Origin of the sequence: Chelativorans sp. YIM 93263 (assembly GCF_028767125.1) — a bacterium.
In the GTDB taxonomy this organism is placed as follows: Bacteria; Pseudomonadota; Alphaproteobacteria; order Rhizobiales; family Rhizobiaceae; genus Chelativorans.
Genome location: NZ_JAKCWP010000011.1, coordinates 109,379 through 126,985 on the forward strand (window position 1 = coordinate 109,379; position 17,607 = coordinate 126,985).

The 17,607-nt window shown below is 59.8% G+C and carries 29 protein-coding genes; all 29 read right to left on the minus strand.

Features of this window, described 5'->3' with window-relative positions; all coding sequences use genetic code 11:
- Positions 1–102 precede the first annotated feature (102 nt).
- Positions 103–1,422, minus strand: coding sequence for a replication-associated recombination protein A (locus LY631_RS18900; RefSeq protein WP_274427150.1), 1,320 nt, complete (start codon positions 1,420–1,422; stop codon positions 103–105).
- 7 nt (positions 1,423–1,429) lie between these two features.
- A complete protein-coding gene (locus LY631_RS18905; protein WP_274427151.1) occupies positions 1,430–2,914 on the minus strand; it encodes a DegQ family serine endoprotease in 1,485 nt (494 codons plus the stop codon).
- A 161-nt stretch (positions 2,915–3,075) separates the two neighbouring features.
- On the minus strand, positions 3,076–3,507 hold the full coding sequence (gene rplQ / locus LY631_RS18910; protein ID WP_274427152.1) for a 50S ribosomal protein L17: 432 nt from the start codon (positions 3,505–3,507) through the stop codon (positions 3,076–3,078).
- A 44-nt stretch (positions 3,508–3,551) separates the two neighbouring features.
- Positions 3,552–4,562: a DNA-directed RNA polymerase subunit alpha gene (locus LY631_RS18915; protein WP_274427153.1), complete on the minus strand. Its 1,011-nt coding sequence runs from the start codon at positions 4,560–4,562 to the stop codon at positions 3,552–3,554.
- Positions 4,563–4,660: 98 nt separating this feature from the next.
- Positions 4,661–5,050 (minus strand): 30S ribosomal protein S11, encoded by a 390-nt coding sequence (gene rpsK / locus LY631_RS18920; RefSeq protein WP_274427154.1) that lies wholly within the window; start codon positions 5,048–5,050, stop codon positions 4,661–4,663.
- Positions 5,051–5,196: 146 nt separating this feature from the next.
- Positions 5,197–5,565 carry a 30S ribosomal protein S13 gene (gene rpsM / locus LY631_RS18925; protein WP_274427155.1) on the minus strand — a complete coding sequence of 123 codons (369 nt, stop codon included), beginning with the start codon at positions 5,563–5,565 and terminating at the stop codon, positions 5,197–5,199.
- A 255-nt stretch (positions 5,566–5,820) separates the two neighbouring features.
- Complete coding sequence (locus LY631_RS18930; RefSeq protein ID WP_274427156.1) at positions 5,821–6,402, minus strand: adenylate kinase; 582 nt, start codon at positions 6,400–6,402, stop codon at positions 5,821–5,823.
- The gene (gene secY, locus LY631_RS18935) at positions 6,399–7,739 is read right to left on the minus strand and encodes a preprotein translocase subunit SecY (RefSeq protein ID WP_274427157.1); all 1,341 of its coding nucleotides are present in this window, start codon (positions 7,737–7,739) and stop codon (positions 6,399–6,401) included. Before secY ends, LY631_RS18930 begins: the two co-directional genes overlap by 4 nt.
- Before the next feature lie 234 nt (positions 7,740–7,973).
- Positions 7,974–8,441 carry a 50S ribosomal protein L15 gene (gene rplO, locus LY631_RS18940; RefSeq protein WP_274427158.1) on the minus strand — a complete coding sequence of 156 codons (468 nt, stop codon included), beginning with the start codon at positions 8,439–8,441 and terminating at the stop codon, positions 7,974–7,976.
- Between the two features lie 11 nt (positions 8,442–8,452).
- Positions 8,453–8,653 (minus strand): 50S ribosomal protein L30, encoded by a 201-nt coding sequence (rpmD, locus tag LY631_RS18945; RefSeq protein ID WP_274427159.1) that lies wholly within the window; start codon positions 8,651–8,653, stop codon positions 8,453–8,455.
- Between the two features lie 32 nt (positions 8,654–8,685).
- Entirely contained in the window at positions 8,686–9,252 is a 567-nt protein-coding gene (rpsE, locus tag LY631_RS18950) for a 30S ribosomal protein S5 (protein ID WP_274427160.1), read from the minus strand.
- Between the two features lie 72 nt (positions 9,253–9,324).
- Positions 9,325–9,684, minus strand: coding sequence for a 50S ribosomal protein L18 (rplR, locus tag LY631_RS18955; protein ID WP_274427161.1), 360 nt, complete (start codon positions 9,682–9,684; stop codon positions 9,325–9,327).
- Between the two features lie 12 nt (positions 9,685–9,696).
- The gene (gene rplF, locus LY631_RS18960) at positions 9,697–10,230 is read right to left on the minus strand and encodes a 50S ribosomal protein L6 (protein WP_274427162.1); all 534 of its coding nucleotides are present in this window, start codon (positions 10,228–10,230) and stop codon (positions 9,697–9,699) included.
- A 36-nt stretch (positions 10,231–10,266) separates the two neighbouring features.
- Positions 10,267–10,665 carry a 30S ribosomal protein S8 gene (rpsH, locus tag LY631_RS18965; RefSeq protein WP_274427163.1) on the minus strand — a complete coding sequence of 133 codons (399 nt, stop codon included), beginning with the start codon at positions 10,663–10,665 and terminating at the stop codon, positions 10,267–10,269.
- Positions 10,666–10,676: 11 nt separating this feature from the next.
- Positions 10,677–10,982, minus strand: coding sequence for a 30S ribosomal protein S14 (gene rpsN, locus LY631_RS18970; protein WP_274427164.1), 306 nt, complete (start codon positions 10,980–10,982; stop codon positions 10,677–10,679).
- A gap of 27 nt (positions 10,983–11,009) precedes the next feature.
- Complete coding sequence (gene rplE / locus LY631_RS18975; RefSeq protein WP_274427165.1) at positions 11,010–11,567, minus strand: 50S ribosomal protein L5; 558 nt, start codon at positions 11,565–11,567, stop codon at positions 11,010–11,012.
- The gene (gene rplX, locus LY631_RS18980; RefSeq protein ID WP_274427166.1) at positions 11,560–11,874 is read right to left on the minus strand and encodes a 50S ribosomal protein L24; all 315 of its coding nucleotides are present in this window, start codon (positions 11,872–11,874) and stop codon (positions 11,560–11,562) included. Before rplX ends, rplE begins: the two co-directional genes overlap by 8 nt.
- A 13-nt stretch (positions 11,875–11,887) precedes the next feature.
- Complete coding sequence (rplN, locus tag LY631_RS18985) at positions 11,888–12,256, minus strand: 50S ribosomal protein L14 (RefSeq protein ID WP_274427167.1); 369 nt, start codon at positions 12,254–12,256, stop codon at positions 11,888–11,890.
- Between the two features lie 68 nt (positions 12,257–12,324).
- Complete coding sequence (gene rpsQ, locus LY631_RS18990; protein WP_274427168.1) at positions 12,325–12,567, minus strand: 30S ribosomal protein S17; 243 nt, start codon at positions 12,565–12,567, stop codon at positions 12,325–12,327.
- Positions 12,568–12,580: 13 nt separating this feature from the next.
- Positions 12,581–12,781 carry a 50S ribosomal protein L29 gene (rpmC, locus tag LY631_RS18995; RefSeq protein WP_274427169.1) on the minus strand — a complete coding sequence of 67 codons (201 nt, stop codon included), beginning with the start codon at positions 12,779–12,781 and terminating at the stop codon, positions 12,581–12,583.
- A 12-nt stretch (positions 12,782–12,793) separates the two neighbouring features.
- Positions 12,794–13,207 (minus strand): 50S ribosomal protein L16, encoded by a 414-nt coding sequence (rplP, locus tag LY631_RS19000; protein WP_274427170.1) that lies wholly within the window; start codon positions 13,205–13,207, stop codon positions 12,794–12,796.
- Positions 13,208–13,231: 24 nt separating this feature from the next.
- Positions 13,232–13,930, minus strand: coding sequence for a 30S ribosomal protein S3 (gene rpsC, locus LY631_RS19005; protein ID WP_274427171.1), 699 nt, complete (start codon positions 13,928–13,930; stop codon positions 13,232–13,234).
- Positions 13,930–14,319, minus strand: coding sequence for a 50S ribosomal protein L22 (rplV, locus tag LY631_RS19010; RefSeq protein WP_274427172.1), 390 nt, complete (start codon positions 14,317–14,319; stop codon positions 13,930–13,932). Before rplV ends, rpsC begins: the two co-directional genes overlap by 1 nt.
- Before the next feature lie 2 nt (positions 14,320–14,321).
- The gene (gene rpsS, locus LY631_RS19015) at positions 14,322–14,600 is read right to left on the minus strand and encodes a 30S ribosomal protein S19 (RefSeq protein WP_011581012.1); all 279 of its coding nucleotides are present in this window, start codon (positions 14,598–14,600) and stop codon (positions 14,322–14,324) included.
- 15 nt (positions 14,601–14,615) lie between these two features.
- Positions 14,616–15,452 carry a 50S ribosomal protein L2 gene (gene rplB, locus LY631_RS19020; RefSeq protein WP_274427173.1) on the minus strand — a complete coding sequence of 279 codons (837 nt, stop codon included), beginning with the start codon at positions 15,450–15,452 and terminating at the stop codon, positions 14,616–14,618.
- A gap of 20 nt (positions 15,453–15,472) precedes the next feature.
- Positions 15,473–15,766 (minus strand): 50S ribosomal protein L23, encoded by a 294-nt coding sequence (locus LY631_RS19025; protein WP_274427174.1) that lies wholly within the window; start codon positions 15,764–15,766, stop codon positions 15,473–15,475.
- Positions 15,763–16,383, minus strand: a complete 621-nt coding sequence (gene rplD, locus LY631_RS19030; protein WP_274427175.1) for a 50S ribosomal protein L4 — start codon at positions 16,381–16,383, stop codon at positions 15,763–15,765. The genes LY631_RS19025 and rplD overlap by 4 nt, the downstream gene beginning before the upstream one ends.
- The gene (gene rplC / locus LY631_RS19035) at positions 16,383–17,114 is read right to left on the minus strand and encodes a 50S ribosomal protein L3 (protein WP_274427176.1); all 732 of its coding nucleotides are present in this window, start codon (positions 17,112–17,114) and stop codon (positions 16,383–16,385) included. The genes rplD and rplC overlap by 1 nt, the downstream gene beginning before the upstream one ends.
- A gap of 79 nt (positions 17,115–17,193) precedes the next feature.
- On the minus strand, positions 17,194–17,502 hold the full coding sequence (gene rpsJ, locus LY631_RS19040; protein WP_274427177.1) for a 30S ribosomal protein S10: 309 nt from the start codon (positions 17,500–17,502) through the stop codon (positions 17,194–17,196).
- Positions 17,503–17,607: the final 105 nt, after the last annotated feature.

Sequence of the window (17,607 nt, forward strand, 5' to 3'; positions counted from 1 at the left end):
GTGCGGTTCTGAACGAAGCCGATCACCGACCAGTTCACTGTCCTCTTTCGCCTCATTTTTGTTCACCCGACAGACGTTGACAGCACCAGCCGCTAAACGGTGCTAACTGTTCTCCCCTGCCCTGTCACGACGCAGCTTCGCCCAGTAGTCCAGCCGCTTGCGAATCTCGCGCTCAAATCCGCGCTCGGGTGGACGGTAAAACAATTGCCGACCCATCGCCTCAGGAAAGTAATCCTGTCCCGAAAAGGCTTCCGGCATATCATGATCATACTGGTATCCGCCGCCATAGCCGGTCTGCTTCATCAGCTTTGTCGGCGCGTTGAGAATGTGCTTCGGAGGCAAAAGGGATCCGTGCTCCTTCGCCGCGCCCATGGCTGCTTTAAAGGCGGTGTATACCGCATTGGATTTGGGGGCCGTTGCCAGATAGACGCAGGCTTGCGCAAGTGCCAATTCGCCCTCCGGTGAACCGAGATAATCATACGCGTCCTTCGCGGCGTTCGCGATGGACAGCGCCTGCGGATCGGCCAACCCGATATCCTCGACCGCCATGCGCACCAGGCGCCGCCCGAGATAGAGCGGATCCTCCCCCGCATCGAACATGCGGCAGAGATAGTAAAGCGCGGCATCGGGATCCGAACCGCGCACCGATTTGTGAAGCGCCGAGATGAGGTTGTAATGCCCGTCCTGGCTCTTGTCATAGACCGGCGCACGCCGCTGCACGATCCGCTGCAGCGCCTCGGCATCAAAGATTTCGCCATCACCTGCAGCGCGCCAGATCTCCTCGGCCAAGGTCAAGGCCGCGCGCCCATCCCCGTCAGCCATGCGAAGAAGCACTGCTCGCGCCTCCTCGTCCAGCGGCAGCGGGCGTTCTTCAGCAGCCTCGGCGCGCTGAAGGAGACGCTCCAGGCTATCGGATTCAAGCGTGTGAAAAAGCAGAACCCGTGCGCGGGAGAGGAGCGCGGCATTGAGCTCAAACGACGGGTTTTCGGTGGTCGCCCCCACCAGCACGACTGTACCGTTCTCCATCACTGGCAGAAACGAGTCCTGCTGGGCGCGGTTGAAACGGTGGATTTCGTCGACAAACAGCAGCGTCTGGCGTCCTTGGGAGCGGCGCAGTCGCGCTGCCTCGAACACCTTCTTCAGTTCTCCCACTCCGGAGAAGATGGCCGAAATCTGCTCGAAGGCGAGCGAGGTTTCATTTGCCAGCAGGCGCGCAACTGTGGTCTTTCCCGTTCCCGGCGGTCCCCAGAAGATCAGCGAACCGAGGGAGCCGGCACGGATCATACGTGTCAGCGCCCCATCCTCACCCGTCAGATGCTCCTGGCCCACCACTTCATCGAGTCGGTCAGGGCGAAGCCTGTCGGCGAGCGGCTTTCCAGGTTCGGGTGGCTTGGAGTCGCCTGTGTCGAAGAGATCACTCATTGATACGCTAAAATCGCATGGTCTGCCGGATTATGCGCCCGTCGCGCTCGATGGTAAATCGCCACCAGCGCGTGTCGCTTTCGGCCACTTCCTTCATCCGGTCGACGCTGGTCATTTCCTCGCCGTTGAGCTCACGTACAATGTCGCCCGGACGCAGCCCGATCCGAGCCGCCGGAGAATTTCGCTCGACATCCACGATCACGATGCTTTCGCCTTCCGCTGAAACGCGAAGGCGCTGAGCGAGCGCTGGCGACAATGCCGCGACATGCGCCCCGGCAAAGGGGCCTCTGCCGCCAACTTCGACTTTCCGTCCATCCCCTTCTGGTGCACGCTGGATGGCAAGTTTCAACCGCTGGCGTTCGTCATTGCGCAGGACTTCGATCTCGGCGATTTCTCCGATATTCCGGGTGGCGATCCGATACTCTAACGCCTCAGGTGTCTCCACCGGTCTACCATCTACAGCAACCACAACATCGGCGCTCCTCAGTCCTGCCTCCTCCGCGGGGCTGCCCGCGGCCACATCGGTCACCAGAGCGCCCATCGGTCGCTCCATACCGAGCGCCTCGGCTATGTTCGGCGTTACCCGATCGAAGCTCGCTCCGACATACGGACGCTGGAAATACTCGGCCCCCGCCTTGGCCGCTTCGACCACAGCCTGCACAATGTTGGCGGGGATAGCGAAGCCGATGCCGTTCGAGCCGCCAGAACGGCTGTAAATCGCGGTGTTGATGCCGACGACTTCGCCATTCATGTCAATAAGAGCGCCGCCGGAATTTCCCGGATTAATCGCTGCGTCGGTCTGGATAAAGAAGCCAAAATCGGAGATGCCCCCCGGCGTACGAGCAAGTGCGGAGACGATACCGCTCGTTGTCGTCTGCCCGACGCCGAAAGGATTGCCGATAGCCAGCACGAGGTCCCCCACCTCGAGCGACTCGGAATCACCAAAGCGGGCGGCGGGAAAGGGCCCCGTTCCTTCAATCTTGAGAACCGCGAGGTCGAGACCTTCGTCCTGGAGCAGGACCTTGCTGGAAAATTCCCGGCCATCCGATAGCGCGATCTTCACCTCGTCTGCAGAACGGATCACATGATGATTGGTGACAATGATCCCGGAGGGATCGACCAGTACGCCGGAGCCAAGCGACGATTGCAGGCGCGGGGGCATTTGAGGCAGGTCGAAAAAGCGTTCGAAGAAAGGGTCCCCGCTAAACGGCGACCGGGAGCGGACGCGCGAAGATGCATAGACGTTGACGACAGCGGGCGCCGTCTCGCGCACCAGTGGTGCGAAGGAGAGTTGGATTTCTTCCGACGAGAACGGAACGCGCCGTTCCGGTGACGCCGATTGCTCCTCATCGTCGCGCGGACCGCGCAGGAAGTCCTGGAGGAAATTCCTGTTGATGATGCTTTCCTGAGCGCCTGCCGGCGCTACGGCCGAACTCCCGCCACCAAGAATGGCCAACCCGCAAAGCGCACCGCGTACGAAACGTATCAGCATTGAACGGCCCGTCTCCATCAAGATCGCCCCTTCCACAGATGATTGTTTTCACAGATGATTGTGCATTTTGAAAGGCCGGGAATGCGGCAAACAACTCCCATCAAAAATAAAAAAGGGGCCCCGAGAGGCCCCCTCTTTCAACACAAAGCTGAAGGACGCGCTTATGCCGCTTCGGCTTCCTCGTTCTCCGTCTCGGCGGCAAGGCGCGCGCGGTCCGCGGCACCCTTGGCTTCCACCTCGCGGTCGACGAACTCGATGACCGCCATTGGGGCGCTGTCACCATAGCGGAAACCTGCCTTCATGACCCGTGTGTAACCGCCATGACGCTCCGCATAACGCGGCGCAATCGTATCAAAAAGCCGGCGCACGAGAGCTTCATCGCGAATGGCTGCAATGGCGCGCCGACGCGACGCCAGATCGCCCCGCTTGCCAAGCGTAACCAGCTTCTCGACGATGGGCCGCAGCTCCTTCGCCTTCGGCAGCGTTGTAACGATCTGCTCATGCTCGATGAGCGACGCCGCCATGTTGGCGAACATGGCTTTACGGTGGCTCGACGTCCTGTTCAGCTTGCGGCCGGATTTTCCGTGGCGCATGGCTCTATCTCCTTACATTCCCTTCGGCCCGCTTGCCGCAGGGGTCAATACTGATCTTCATAGCGCTTGGCGAGCTCTTCAATGTTGTCCGGCGGCCAATCCGGGACGTCCATTCCGAGATGAAGGCCCATGGACGCCAGAACTTCCTTGATCTCGTTGAGAGACTTGCGGCCGAAATTCGGCGTGCGAAGCATCTCGGCTTCCGTCTTCTGAATCAGATCGCCGATATAGACGATATTGTCGTTCTTCAGACAGTTTGCAGAGCGGACGGAAAGCTCCAGCTCGTCGACCTTCTTCAAAAGCGCCGGGTTGAAGGCAAGCTCGGTCACCTGTTCGGCGGGCTGCTCCTTCTGCGGCTCTTCGAAATTGACGAACAGGCCAAGCTGGTCCTGCAGGATACGCGCGGCGAAGGCCACGGCATCCTCACCGGAAACGGAGCCATCGGTTTCGAGAGTCATGGTCAGCTTGTCGTAGTCGAGAACCTGTCCCTCGCGGGTGTTCTCTACCTTATAGGAGACCTTCTTGACCGGCGAATAGAGACTGTCGACCGGGATAAGCCCAATCGGCGCGTCGTCGGCGCGATTGCGGTCGGCGGGGACATAGCCTTTGCCGGTGTTGACCGTGAACTCCATGCGGATTTCCGCGTCCCGGTCCAACGTGCACAGCACGTGATCGGGGTTGAGAATCTCCACGTCGCCAACGGTCTGGATATCACCAGCCGTCACCGCACCCGGTCCCTGCTTACGCACAACCATACGCTTCGGCCCATCGCCGTCCATCTTGACGGCGATCTCCTTGATATTGAGGACAATGTCGGTCACGTCCTCGCGCACGCCGGCAATCGACGAAAACTCGTGCAGAACACCATCGATCTGCACGGCGGTTACAGCCGCACCACGCAGCGACGACAAGAGAACACGGCGCAGCGCATTGCCCAAGGTCAGACCGAATCCGCGCTCCAGCGGCTCGGCGACCAGCGTCGTGCGCATCCGGTCCTTCGACGTGAACTCGATCTTGTTTGGCTTGATGAGTTCCTGCCAGTTTTTCTGAATCATGAGTAGTTGTTCCTTCCGTTACCCCACCACCATCCTATCGTGGCGGGCGATCTGGAAACCGCAGAGGAGCACACGGGCGCTCGTACGATAGTATTTTCCTAGACGCGACGCTTCTTGCGCGGTCGGCACCCATTGTGCGGGATCGGCGTCACGTCTCGAATCGAGGTGACAGTGAAGCCGGCGGCCTGCAGGGCACGCAGCGCCGATTCACGGCCCGAACCGGGGCCGGAAACCTCGACCTCCAGAGTGCGCATGCCATGCTCCTGCGCCTTGCGAGCGCAATCCTCGGCGGCCACCTGCGCAGCGAACGGCGTGGACTTGCGCGAGCCCTTGAAGCCCTGCGCACCTGCGGACGACCAGGCAATCGCATTGCCCTGTGCGTCGGTGATCGTAATCATCGTGTTGTTAAACGTCGAGTTGACGTGCGCCACACCCGACGAAATATTCTTGCGTTCACGGCGCTTAACGCGCGCGGCTTCCTTAGCCATTTCTTTCCTTTCGAACGATCTCTACACCGCCGTATTTCCAGCGGCTCCACCTTATCAGAGGCGTAGGGGAACACGGCAGTAGAGGACCAGGGAGATCGTATCGCGGCGATACAACGCCCTACTCCCTGCTCCCTTACTCCCCTAAATCACTTCTTCTTGCCTGCGATCGGCTTCGCCGGCCCCTTGCGCGTACGCGCATTGGTATGCGTACGCTGGCCGCGCACCGGGAGCGAACGCCGGTGACGAAGACCGCGATAGCACCCCAAGTCCATGAGACGCTTGATGTTCATCGACCTCTCGCGACGCAGGTCACCTTCGACCTGGTACTCGCGGTCGATCATCTCGCGAATCTGCAGCAGCTCGGCATCGGTAAGCTCGCTCACGCGACGCTCATCCGGAATATTGACACCTGTCACGATATCCCGGGCAAGCCTCGGCCCGATGCCATGAATATACTGAAGCGCGATCACTACGCGCTTGTTGGTCGGAATATTGACGCCAGCAATACGGGCCACGTCGGCTCTCCTTGATTTCCGCCGCCATATCCGGCAGCCACTTTCAGCTTCGGCCGGACAAGACGAAAGCGCCCGGCCCCGACCTTTACGATTTCGACCGGCGCCGACCGCTTCACACATTAAGCGAATTGGCACCGTCCTTGACGGAATCACCAGGAAAAGTCAATCCCCCCGGCGATCTTCTTTCGGGCAGCAACGCAGGATGCTTTGCGTACAGTCGCAACTCACGACACCCTGTCGCTTTGCTGCCTTCCCCTACTGCCTCAGGATCTTTTCGATATCGGCAGTCACTTCCTCTATCTCGGCCATGCCGTCCACTTGATGGAGCTTTCCCCTGGCATAGTAGTAGCCGATCAGGGGCGCAGTCTTCTTGTAGTACTCGCGCAGCCGCTCCTCGAAGACGTCGGCATTGTCGTCCTTACGCACCGACTCTCCTGTGGCTTTTGCCTCTTGGGCCCGCTTTACGATGCGGCCGATCAAAACCTTATCGTCGACCTGCAACTCGATCGCCGCATCCAGTTCCAACCCGCGCTCGGCAAGCATCGCCTCAGTCGCATCCGCCTGCGCTAGCGTGCGCGGATAGCCGTCGAGAATAAAGCCGTTCGCGCAATCCTCCTGCCCGATCCGCTCGGCGACTATGGCATTAACGATAGCATCGGAAACCAGCTCACCGGCATCCATAACTGCCTTCGCGCGCTTACCGACATCGGTTTCGTCCTTCACCGCTGCGCGCAGCATGTCGCCAGTGGACAACTGCGGAATGCCGTACTTCTCGACCAGGATTTGTGCCTGCGTGCCCTTCCCCGCCCCGGGCGGTCCGAGAATTATCAACCTCATCGTCCCCTCTTTCCTCCCCGCAGCTTGGATTTCTTGATCAATCCCTCATACTGATGCGCAATCAGATGTCCTTGAACCTGCGATACCGTATCCAGCGTCACGCTGACCACGATGAGCAGCGATGTGCCGCCGAGATAAAATGGCACACCCGTTGCCGCGATGAGGAACTCGGGAAGCAGACATACCAGAACCAGGTAGATTGCGCCGACAACGGTGATGCGGGTCAGCACATAATCTATGTATTCGGCGGTGCGCTCGCCCGGCCGATAACCCGGAATGAAGCCGGAATGCTTCTTCAGTTGGTCGGCAGTGTCCTTCGGATTGAAAACAATGGCCGTGTAAAAAAAGGCAAAGAACGCGATCAGAGCGGCATAGAGCAACATGTATAGCGGTTGGCCATGCCCAAGCGTTGCCAGCACCGTACCGGCCCAGCCCGGAAGCTGCGTCGTATCGGAAAAGCCGGCAGCCGTGGTCGGCAGAAGAAGCAGTGAGGAGGCGAAGATCGGCGGAATGACGCCGGCCGTGTTCAGCTTCAACGGCAAGTGCGATGTATCACCCTGGAACATGCGATTTCCCACCTGCCGCTTCGGGTACTGGATCAGCAGGCGGCGCTGCGCGCGCTCGAAGAAGACAATGATGCCGATTACCACCACGGCCAAAACGATAATTGCCAGGATCAGACCGGTGGACATCGCACCGGTGCGCCCAAGTTCGAGTGTGCCGCCGATCGCCGACGGCAAACCGGCGACGATCCCTGAGAAGATGATGAGCGAAATGCCGTTACCGATTCCACGCGCGGTGATCTGCTCGCCGAGCCACATCAGGAACATCGTTCCGCCCACCAGCGTAATCACAGCGGAGATGCGGAAAAACCAGCCCGGATCCGTTACGATATTCGCGCCGCTTTCGAGCCCCACGGCAATTCCGTAGGCTTGGACGGTGGCCAGCAGAACCGTGCCGTATCGCGTATACTGGTTAATAACCTTACGGCCCTGCTCGCCCTCCTTCTTGAGCTGTTCAAGCGAGGGAACGACGGAGGTCATCAGCTGCATGATAATCGATGCCGAGATGTACGGCATGATCCCGAGAGCAAAAATTGCCATACGTTCGACCGCGCCACCGGCAAACATGTTGAACATGCCGAGTACGCCACCGGACTGCTGCTGGAATGCCTGGGCGAACGCTTCAGGGTTAATGCCGGGCATCGGAATGTATGTGCCAAGCCGGTAGATCAGCAGAGCACCGAGGGTGAACCAGATGCGCTTCTTCAGATCCTCGGCCTTGGCAAACGCCGCGAAATTGAGATTGGACGCAAGTTGCTCGGCTGCCGATGCCATAAACGATTTCTCCGCTTCGTCACGCGCCCCGTACGCGACCAGGAAAAGTGGAGGCTTCTTTCACTTCAGCGATGCGCGACATCAAAGCGCAATGAAGTGGCTGCCTCGCTCCGGGCAAACCATATGCGGCGCCGAGTCAGCCTCTGCGGCACATATATCGCCGCCCGAGATAAGCTCCGGATGGCCGGGTTGCAAGCGGCAAGCGGCGAATTCGCCGCTTGCACCGTGCAATTTCTATTTCGATTCTTCGGGCAGCTTAACCGAGCCGCCGGCCTTCTCGACCTTCTCGATAGCAGAGCGGGAAGCACCGGCAACCTCCAACGTTACCTTGGTTTTCAGCTCGCCTCCGCCGAGGATACGGACACCATCCTTCACGCGACGGATCACACCGGCCTTCAACAGGGCCTCGCCATTGATCGTTGCGCCAGCATCAAGCTTCTTGGCATCGATCGCAGCCTGCAGGCGTCCAACCGAAACCTCGTTGAATTTCTTGGCGAAGATGTTCACGAAGCCGCGTTTCGGCAGCCGCCGATAAATCGGCATCTGGCCGCCCTCGAAGCCTTTGACGGCAACACCGGAGCGCGACTTCTGCCCCTTAACACCGCGACCACCGGTCTTACCGGTGCCCGATCCGATGCCGCGACCGACGCGCTTGCGAGCGTGGACCGCGCCTTCCTTGTCCCTGAGATCATTGAGTTTCATAATATCGCTCCTCAGGCCTCGTCGACGACGCGCACGAGGTGCTGCACCGACTGGACCATTCCGCGAACGGAGGGGGTATCCTCCAACGTGGACCGGCGGTGCATCTTGTTCAGCCCGAGACCGATCAGCGTCTTGCGCTGCTCGGACGGACGGCGGATGGGGCTACCGATCTGCTCAACAGTGATCGTCTTGCCCTTCTTCTTCTCAGCCATGGTCTTTCTTCCTTCCACCGGGCGCGTTCAGCCTACTCTTCCGCCCCTGCCCCGGCAGCCACGCTGGTGCGGCGCGCCTGGAGCGTAGCGTACTTGATGCCGCGCTGTGCGGCGACGTCCTTCGGGTGCCGCTGACGCTTCAGCGCGTCGAAGGTGGCACGGACCATGTTATAGGGGTTGGACGAACCAAGCGACTTCGCAACCACATCCTGCATTCCGAGCGTCTCGAAAACAGCGCGCATCGGGCCGCCAGCGATGATCCCCGTACCGGGTTTGGCGGTACGCAGAGTTACCCGGCCTGCGCCGTGCCGACCATCCACATCGTGATGCAGCGTACGGCCAGCGCGCAGCGGCACGAAAACCATATCGCGCTTGGCGCTCTCAGTCGCCTTGCGGATCGCTTCCGGCACCTCACGCGCCTTGCCGTGTCCAAAGCCGACGCGGCCCTTCTGGTCGCCGACAACCACGAGCGCAGCGAAGCCAAAACGGCGGCCACCCTTGACCACCTTGGCGACACGATTGATATGAACGAGCTTGTCGACGAACTCGCTGTCGCGTTCATCGCGATCGCGGCGATCGTCCCTACGGCCTTGTGCCATTATCCTTGTCCTTGTTCTTTTCCGGTAGCACGGGGTTGAACATGCCCGGGCACGCGCGGTGCCCGGGATTTGCTAGAATTCCAGGCCGCCCTCCCGGGCAGCGTCGGCCAGTGCCTTGACTCGACCATGGTAGAGATAGGCGCCACGATCGAGAACCACCGAGCTGACCCCGGCTTTCTTCGCGCGCTCGGCAACCAGCTTTCCGACTGCCTTCGCAGCTTCCACGTCAGAGCCGTTCTTGAGCTGCCCCTTCAAATCCTTTTCCAAGGTCGAGGCGGCTGCAACCGTATGCCCCTTCGTGTCATCAATAACCTGGGCGTAAATATTCTTGGACGAGCGATAGACGGAAAGCCGTGGTTGCCCATTGGCAACCGCCTTCAACTTCCGGCGAACGCGCCCGGCACGCCGTGTAACGGATACCTGAGACCCCATGGCTTGCGTTCCTTACTTCTTCTTGCCTTCCTTGAGGATGATCTTCTCACCCGCATATTTTACGCCCTTGCCCTTATAGGGTTCAGGCGCGCGAAACTTGCGGATCTCCGAGGCGACCTGCCCGACGACCTGCTTGTCGATGCCACTGATCACCACCTCGTTCGGCTTAGGAACGGTAATCGTGATGCCTTCCGGAGCCGTATACTGAACATCGTGGCTCAGACCGAGCGAAAGCTGCAGGGTCTTGCCTTGCATGGCAGCGCGATAACCGACACCATTGACCTCGAGGCGTTTCTCAAAGCCATCCTTGACGCCGTCGACGATGTTGGCGATCTGCGTGCGTGACATGCCCCACTTGGAGCGTGCCATCTTGGACTGATCGCGCGGATCGACGCTGATCGCACCGCCTTCGAGCTTAACAAGCACTTCGTCATTGACGACGAACTGCAGCTCACCCTTCGGCCCCTTGGCCTTTACGGTCTTGCCCTCAACGGTGGCCGTAACGCCATCCGGCAGCTGGATCGGTCTTTTTCCTATACGAGACATGAGTCTTGTCCTCGTTTCTCTTGGGTCTCTGCCGGATCAGAAGATCTGGCAGAGCACCTCTCCGCCGACATTCTGCTCGCGAGCGTCATGATCGGCCAGGACGCCCTTGGGTGTGGAAAGGATCGCCACGCCGAGGCCGTTCGCCACGTGCGGAATCGATTTTACCGAAACATAAACGCGCCGGCCCGGCTTCGATACCCGCGCTATTTCGCGGATAACCGGCTCACCGTCGGCATATTTCAGCTGTACCTCGATCTCTGACTTTCCGTTGCCGTAATCGGTCTGGCTGTAGTCGCGGATATATCCTTCCGCCTTGAGCACTTCGAGCACACGCATGCGCAGCTTCGAGGCAGGCGTGGAAACGGTGTTCTTCTTGCGCCCAAGCGCGTTGCGAATGCGTGTCAGCATATCGCCGAGCGGATCGTTCACAGACATAACTCGCTCCCTTACCAGCTCGACTTAACGAGGCCAGGTATCAGACCTTCATTGCCCAGTTCACGGAGCGCAATACGCGACATCCGCAGCTTGCGGTAATAAGCGCGCGGGCGCCCCGTCACATCACACCGATTGCGGATACGCGTCTTGGACGAGTTGCGCGGAAGAGCCGCGAGTTGGAGCTGCGCCTTGAAGCGTTCCTCCATCGGCTTGCTCTGATCCATGATGATGGCCTTGAGTGCCGCACGCTTCTCAGCGTAACGATCGACCATCTTCCGGCGCCTCTTGTTCTTCTCGATTGCGCTGACTTTTGCCATTTGGAACTTCCTTATTCCCGCCTGCCGTTACTGCCGAAACGGAAAGTTAAAGGCCGTAAGAAGCGCACGCGCCTCCTCATCGGTCTTGGCAGTCGTACAGACGATGATGTCCATTCCCCAGATCTGATCAACATCGTCATAGTTGATCTCGGGGAACACAATGTGCTCCTTCATACCCATGGCAAAATTGCCATGACCATCGAAGCTCTTGGGATTCAGCCCGCGAAAATCGCGAACACGCGGCAACGCCACATTCACAAGCCGATCTAGGAACTCATACATGCGCTCCCGGCGAAGCGTGACCTTCGCTCCGATTGGCATGCCTTCACGCACCTTGAACCCGGCCACGGACTTACGTGCCTTGGTGATTACCGGCTTCTGCCCGGTAATCAGCGCCAGGTCACCCGCCGCGGAGGTCGGCTTCTTGGAATCGCCGGTGGCCTCACCGACGCCCATATTGATCACGACCTTCTCGATCCGCGGGACTTCCATGCCGTTCGAGTACTTGAAGGTGTCGAGGAGCTCCTTGCGGATGGCCTCGTCATACTTCTTTCTGAGGCGCGGCTGATACTCTGCGTTAGCCATCGATCAATTCTCCTGAGCGCTTCGCCACGCGCACCTTCCTGCCGTCGTCCTTGATCTGGATACCGACCCGGGTCGGCTTTCCATCTTTAGGGTCGGCCAGCGCCAGATTCGAAACGTGAATCGCCGCTTCCTTGGTGATGATGCCACCTTCGGACTGTGCGGACTGCTTCTGGTGGCGTCGCACGAGATTGACACCGCGCACAAGCGCCCGGTCTTCCTTAGGCATCATCTTGATAACTTCACCGGTACGGCCCTTATCCCGGCCGGCCAGTACGACGACACTGTCGCCTTTCTTGATCTTCTGCATTTTCCGGCCTCCTTCAGAGCACTTCCGGCGCCAGCGAGATGATCTTCATATGGCTCTTACCGCGCAATTCACGCGGGACCGGCCCGAAGATACGTGTGCCCACAGGTTCCTTTTTGTTGTCGACGAGAACGGCCGCGTTGTTGTCGAACCGAATAACACTGCCGTCGGGACGGCGAATGTCCTTCGCGGTGCGCACGACAACCGCTTTCATCACGTCGCCCTTCTTCACGCGGCCGCGCGGGATCGCCTCTTTCACCGCGACGACGATCACGTCGCCCACGGAAGCGTATTTCCGCTTCGAGCCGCCGAGCACTTTGATGCACATGACACGACGAGCGCCGGAATTATCCGCCACGTCGAGGTTTGTTTGCATCTGAATCATGACTGGCCGCCTTCTTTCTTATCGTGCGGGGCAACGGGCTTTCTGCGTCCGTCTCCCCAATCCAATGTTTATTGAGCCTGGGCCTCGTTTACGACGATCCAGTGCTTTTCCTTCGAGATCGGGCGCGTCTCCTGGATCAGCACCGTGTCGCCGACCTGGCACGCATTGTTCTCGTCATGAGCTTTGTACCGCTTCGAGCGCCGCACCGTCTTCTTCAGAAGAGGATGCGCAAACCGCCGCTCGACGCGCACGACCACTGTCTTGTCGTTCTTGCCGCTAACTACGGTGCCCTGCAAAACGCGCTTTGGCATACTCGCTGTTCCTTCAGGCTTTGTTGCCGGCCGATTTTTCGGCAGCAATTGTTTTCATGCGCGCGATGTCACGACGAACCTGCTTGACCCGCGCAGTTTTTTCCAGTTGCCCCGTCGCCTTCTGGAAACGGAGATTAAACTGTTCTTTCTTCAGATTCTGCAGCTCGTCTTCGAGCTGATCGGGCGTCATCGCCCTTACATCAGCGGCCTTCATGACGTGCCTCTCCTACTCTGCAATGCGCTGAATGAAGCGCGTCTTGACCGGAAGCTTGGCAGCGCCGAGACGCAATGCCTCTCGGGCCACTTCGTCGCTCACGCCATCGATCTCAAACATGACACGGCCCGGCTTGACCCGGCACGCCCAGTAATCGACAGCGCCCTTGCCCTTACCCATGCGAACTTCGGTGGGTTTGGACGTGACTGGCAAATCCGGGAAAATCCGGATCCATACACGGCCCTGACGCTTCATGTAGCGCGTCATGGCGCGACGTGCCGCCTCGATCTGGCGAGCGGTCACCCGCTCCGGCTCCATGGCCTTCAATCCATAAGAGCCGAAATTCAGCTCAGTGCCGCCCTTGGCTTCGCCATGGATGCGGCCCTTGAACTGCTTGCGGAATTTCGTGCGCTTTGGTTGCAGCATCTTTATCTACTCCAAAATTCCGGCTCAAGCATTTTCGCGGCGACGGCCGCCCTGCTCGCCTTCAACCGCGCGGCGCTCGGAGGCCATCGGGTCATGTTCCAGGATCTCTCCCTTGAACACCCAGACCTTCACGCCGCAAACACCATAGGCCGTCTTGGCCTCCGCCGAGCCGTAGTCGATATCCGCTCGCAGCGTGTGCAGCGGTACACGGCCTTCACGGTACCATTCGATGCGGGCGATCTCGGCTCCGCCCAGGCGGCCCGTGCAGTTCACTCGAATGCCTTCCGCACCCAGGCGCATGGCCGACTGAACGGCGCGCTTCATGGCACGACGGAACGCTACGCGCCGCTCGAGCTGCTGTGCGATCGACTGCGCGATCAGAGCGGCATCGGTTTCCGGCTTGCGCACTTCGACGATGTTCAGATGGGTTTCGGCATTGGTCATCTGGGTCAGCTTGCGCCGCAGCTTCTCAATGTCCGCACCCTTCTTGCCAATGATCAAGCCGGGACGCGCGGAATGAATGGTCACGCGGCACTTCTTGTGGGGGCGCTCGATCACGATCTTCGAAATCGCAGCCTGCTTGAGCTCCTTCTCAATATAGTTGCGGATCTTCAGATCCTCATGAAGAAGGTGCCCATACTCGGCATTATCCGCGAACCACCGGGAATCCCAGGTCCTGTTGATGCCAAGACGGAGGCCGGTTGCATTTACTTTCTGGCCCATCAGGCGGCCTCCACTTGTTCTTCGACTTCGCGAACGACGATCGTCAGATTCGAGAACGGCTTCAGAATGCGGTTGGCACGACCGCGACCGCGCGCATGGAAACGCTTCATCACGATCGACTTGCCGACATAGGCCTCCGCCACAACGAGCGCGTCAACATCGAGATCATGATTGTTCTCCGCGTTCGCGACCGCTGATTCCAACACCTTCCTGACGGTACCGGCGATGCGCTTGCGCGAGAACTCAAGCTCGTTCAGCGCATTCGAGACCTTCTTGCCGCGGATTGTCGCGGCAACCAGGTTCAGCTTCTGCGGGCTGACGCGGATCGTGCGCAATACCGCGCGCGCCTCATTATCTTCGAGCCTGCGCGGCGCTTTGGCCTTGCCCATGGTTACTTCCTCTTTGCCTTCTTGTCCGCACCATGGCCGTAGTAGGTGCGGGTCGGAGCGAACTCACCGAGTTTATGGCCCACCATCTCTTCGCTGACGGAGACCGGAATATGCTTCTGGCCGTTGTAGACACCGAAGGTGAGCCCCACGAACTGGGGCAGGATCGTGGAACGGCGGCTCCACGTCTTGATCACCTCCTTGCGCCCGCTCTCGCGAGACTTGTCGGCTTTCTTCAGCAGATAGCCGTCAACAAACGGACCTTTCCAGACTGAACGGGACACGTGCCGCTACCTTTCCTATTTCTTGCGCTGATGCCGCGAGCGCATAATGAATTTATCAGTGGCCTTATTCGACCGCGTCTTCATACCCTTGGTGGGCTTGCCCCAAGGCGAAACCGGATGCCGACCACCGGAGGAGCGTCCCTCACCACCACCATGCGGGTGGTCGATAGGGTTCATCGTCACACCGCGATTGTGCGGGCGCTTGCCCATCCAACGCTTGCGGCCCGCCTTGCCAAGGCTGATATTAGAGTGATCGGGGTTGGATACGGCCCCGACCGTGGCCATGCAACTGCCGGGAACCAAGCGCTGCTCACCCGAGTTCAGACGGAGAATAGCGCGCCCCTGGTCGCGGCCGACGAGCTGAACATAAGCTCCGGCGGAACGCGCAAGCTGCCCCCCCTTCCCCGGCTTCATCTCCACGTTGTGGACAATCGTTCCGACGGGCATTGTCGACAGCGGCATTGCGTTACCCGGCTTCACGTCCGCACCGTTGGCCGAAGAGACCACACGATCACCGACCGAGAGACGCTGAGGTGCCAGAATGTAGGACAACTCGCCGTCATCATAACGCACCAGCGCGATGAAACCCGTCCGGTTGGGGTCGTACTCCAGGCGTTCTACCACGCCGGAGACATCGAACTTGCGGCGCTTAAAATCGATACGCCGATAAGTACGTTTGTGACCACCGCCTTGGAAGCGCGCCGTGATGCGGCCGGTGTTGTTACGTCCGCCCTTGCTGAAGAGACCTTCAGTCAGCCCCTTGACGGGCTTACCCTTATGCAGGCCCGAGCGCTCCACAATCACCAGCTGGCGCTGGCCCGGGGTTACCGGTTTGTACTTCTTGAGTGCCATATTCTAATCTCCGCGGCCTCTCAAAGACCCGTCGCGATGTCGATCGAATGGCCCTCGGCCAGCGTAACGATCGCCTTCTTGACGTCGCTCTGCCGTCCGATGGTGCCGCGAAAACGCTTCACCTTGCCCTTGCGCACATGCGTGTTGACGCCTGTGACCTTCACGTTGAACAGCGCTTCCACTGCCGCCTTTATCTCAGGCTTGTTGGCCTTGCGCGCCACATTGAAGATCACCTGATTGTTCTCCGAAGCCATCGTGGACTTCTCGGTAACCGCCGGGCTGACGATCACGTCGTAATGGCGAAGATCCGTCATTTGAACCGCTCCTCGAGGGCTTCCACCGCGGCTTTGGACAAGACCAGCTTGCCGCGGCGCATAATGTCGTACACATTGATGCCCTGAACCGGCAGGACATCCACATTCGGGATGTTGGCTGCCGCCCGCTTAAAGCCGGCGTCAAGCTCAGCCCCGCCAATCACCAGGGCGTTGGTCAGCCCCAGCTTGGAGAAATTCTCCACCAGAACCTTGGTCTTACCGTCCTGCAGCGCCAAATCATCGACTACAATGATGTCCTGCGATCTGGCCTTTGCCGAAAGCGCATGCTTCAGACCGAGAGCACGTACTTTCTTGGGAAGGTCGTGCGCATGGCTGCGAACAACCGGCCCATGCGCACGACCGCCACCGCGGAACTGCGGCACGCGTGCCGAGGAATGGCGAGCGCGGCCAGTGCCCTTCTGCCGGTACATCTTTCCGCCGGTGCGATTAATCTCCGAGCGGCCCTTCGTCTTGTGCGTGCCCTGCTGGCGCTTCGCGAGCTGCCAACGCACGACGCGATGCAGAATGTCCTCTCGCGGGTCAAGGCCGAAAACTGCTTCGGAAAGCTCCAGCTTTCCGGCGTCCTTACCCGCAAGGGTGGTCACCTTGAGATCCATTATTCAGCCCCCTCGCTGGCGGCGGCTTCCGGAGCCTTCGCTGTCTCGTTCTGTGCCGCGGTGCGGATGGCACCGGGTTGCGGCGCATTCTCCGGCAGCGGCACCTTCACTGCGTCACGCACCATGATCCACGCTCCCTTGGAGCCGGGCACGGCGCCGCGAACCAGAATAAGGCCACGTGTGGTGTCCGTGGAGACGACCTCCAGATTCTGGCTGGTTACGCGCCGGTTTCCCATGTGGCCGGCCATCTTCTTGCCCTTGAAGATCTTTCCCGGGTCCTGCATCTGACCGGTCGACCCGTGCGAGCGGTGGGAGATGGAGTTACCGTGCGTCGCCCGGCCACCACCGAAATTGTGCCGCTTCATCGGGCCTTGGAAGCCCTTACCGATCGAGGTTCCCGTCACATCGACCTTCTGGCCGGCAACGAAATGGTCCGCCGTGATCTCGGCCCCGACATCAAGCAGATTATCGGGCGAAACACGGAATTCGGCCAGCTTCGCTTTGGGCTCCACCGTAGCCGCCGCGAAATGTCCGCGCAGCGCCTTCGTCGTGTTCTTTACCTTGGCGAGGCCCACGCCGAGCTGAACAGCAGTGTAACCGTTCTTCTCTTCAGTGCGCTGAGCCACGACCTGGCAGTTCTCCATGCGCAGCACTGTGACAGGGACATGTTCGCCCGCCTCGTTGTAGACACGGGTCATCCCGACCTTCTGTGCAATAACACCTGAACGCATCGGTTCGATTTCCTTTCAGGCTTCCCGCTTCGCCGGCATCGCCGGCCCCCATGCGGGGTCCTATCCTCTTGTCTTCCGCCTACAGCTTGATCTCAACGTCCACACCGGCAGCCAGATCGAGCTTCATCAGGGCGTCCACCGTCTGCGGAGTCGGATCAACGATATCCAGCAGACGCTTATGAGTCCGCATCTCGAACTGCTCGCGACTCTTCTTATCGATGTGCGGGCCACGGTTCACGGTGAACTTCTCGATCCGAGTCGGCAGCGGAATCGGCCCACGAACATTGGCGCCGGTGCGCTTCGCCGTGGAGACAATCTCACGCGTGGAGGTGTCAAGCACCCGGTGATCGAACGCCTTGAGGCGAATACGGATATTTTGTCCGTTCATTTGTCAAATCCTCGTTCCGCCGCGGCGCGGGGGACCCGCGCCGCTCCGGATGCTTGCCGTTACTTACTCGGTGATGTTTGCGACGATGCCGGCGCCGACGGTGCG

Bases quoted from the DNA above. Each gene is read 5' to 3' on its own strand.
- LY631_RS18900 (WP_274427150.1), bottom strand. From the start codon at position 1,422: ATGAGTGATCTCTTCGACACAGGCGACTCCAAGCCACCCGAACCTGGA.
- LY631_RS18905 (WP_274427151.1), bottom strand. From the start codon at position 2,914: ATGCTGATACGTTTCGTACGCGGTGCGCTTTGCGGGTTGGCCATTCTT.
- rplQ (WP_274427152.1), bottom strand. From the start codon at position 3,507: ATGCGCCACGGAAAATCCGGCCGCAAGCTGAACAGGACGTCGAGCCAC.
- LY631_RS18915 (WP_274427153.1), bottom strand. From the start codon at position 4,562: ATGATTCAGAAAAACTGGCAGGAACTCATCAAGCCAAACAAGATCGAG.
- rpsK (WP_274427154.1), bottom strand. From the start codon at position 5,050: ATGGCTAAGGAAGCCGCGCGCGTTAAGCGCCGTGAACGCAAGAATATT.
- LY631_RS18930 (WP_274427156.1), bottom strand. From the start codon at position 6,402: ATGAGGTTGATAATTCTCGGACCGCCCGGGGCGGGGAAGGGCACGCAG.
- secY (WP_274427157.1), bottom strand. From the start codon at position 7,739: ATGGCATCGGCAGCCGAGCAACTTGCGTCCAATCTCAATTTCGCGGCG.
- rplO (WP_274427158.1), bottom strand. From the start codon at position 8,441: ATGAAACTCAATGATCTCAGGGACAAGGAAGGCGCGGTCCACGCTCGC.
- rpmD (WP_274427159.1), bottom strand. From the start codon at position 8,653: ATGGCTGAGAAGAAGAAGGGCAAGACGATCACTGTTGAGCAGATCGGT.
- rpsE (WP_274427160.1), bottom strand. From the start codon at position 9,252: ATGGCACAAGGCCGTAGGGACGATCGCCGCGATCGCGATGAACGCGAC.
- rplR (WP_274427161.1), bottom strand. From the start codon at position 9,684: ATGGGGTCTCAGGTATCCGTTACACGGCGTGCCGGGCGCGTTCGCCGG.
- rplF (WP_274427162.1), bottom strand. From the start codon at position 10,230: ATGTCTCGTATAGGAAAAAGACCGATCCAGCTGCCGGATGGCGTTACG.
- rpsH (WP_274427163.1), bottom strand. From the start codon at position 10,665: ATGTCTGTGAACGATCCGCTCGGCGATATGCTGACACGCATTCGCAAC.
- rpsN (WP_274427164.1), bottom strand. From the start codon at position 10,982: ATGGCAAAAGTCAGCGCAATCGAGAAGAACAAGAGGCGCCGGAAGATG.
- rplE (WP_274427165.1), bottom strand. From the start codon at position 11,567: ATGGCTAACGCAGAGTATCAGCCGCGCCTCAGAAAGAAGTATGACGAG.
- rplX (WP_274427166.1), bottom strand. From the start codon at position 11,874: ATGCAGAAGATCAAGAAAGGCGACAGTGTCGTCGTACTGGCCGGCCGG.
- rplN (WP_274427167.1), bottom strand. From the start codon at position 12,256: ATGATTCAGATGCAAACAAACCTCGACGTGGCGGATAATTCCGGCGCT.
- rpsQ (WP_274427168.1), bottom strand. From the start codon at position 12,567: ATGCCAAAGCGCGTTTTGCAGGGCACCGTAGTTAGCGGCAAGAACGAC.
- rpmC (WP_274427169.1), bottom strand. From the start codon at position 12,781: ATGAAGGCCGCTGATGTAAGGGCGATGACGCCCGATCAGCTCGAAGAC.
- rplP (WP_274427170.1), bottom strand. From the start codon at position 13,207: ATGCTGCAACCAAAGCGCACGAAATTCCGCAAGCAGTTCAAGGGCCGC.
- rpsC (WP_274427171.1), bottom strand. From the start codon at position 13,930: ATGGGCCAGAAAGTAAATGCAACCGGCCTCCGTCTTGGCATCAACAGG.
- rplV (WP_274427172.1), bottom strand. From the start codon at position 14,319: ATGGGCAAGGCCAAAGCGCCGCGCAGGCTCGAAGATAATGAGGCGCGC.
- rplB (WP_274427173.1), bottom strand. From the start codon at position 15,452: ATGGCACTCAAGAAGTACAAACCGGTAACCCCGGGCCAGCGCCAGCTG.
- LY631_RS19025 (WP_274427174.1), bottom strand. From the start codon at position 15,766: ATGACGGATCTTCGCCATTACGACGTGATCGTCAGCCCGGCGGTTACC.
- rplD (WP_274427175.1), bottom strand. From the start codon at position 16,383: ATGGATCTCAAGGTGACCACCCTTGCGGGTAAGGACGCCGGAAAGCTG.
- rplC (WP_274427176.1), bottom strand. From the start codon at position 17,114: ATGCGTTCAGGTGTTATTGCACAGAAGGTCGGGATGACCCGTGTCTAC.
- rpsJ (WP_274427177.1), bottom strand. From the start codon at position 17,502: ATGAACGGACAAAATATCCGTATTCGCCTCAAGGCGTTCGATCACCGG.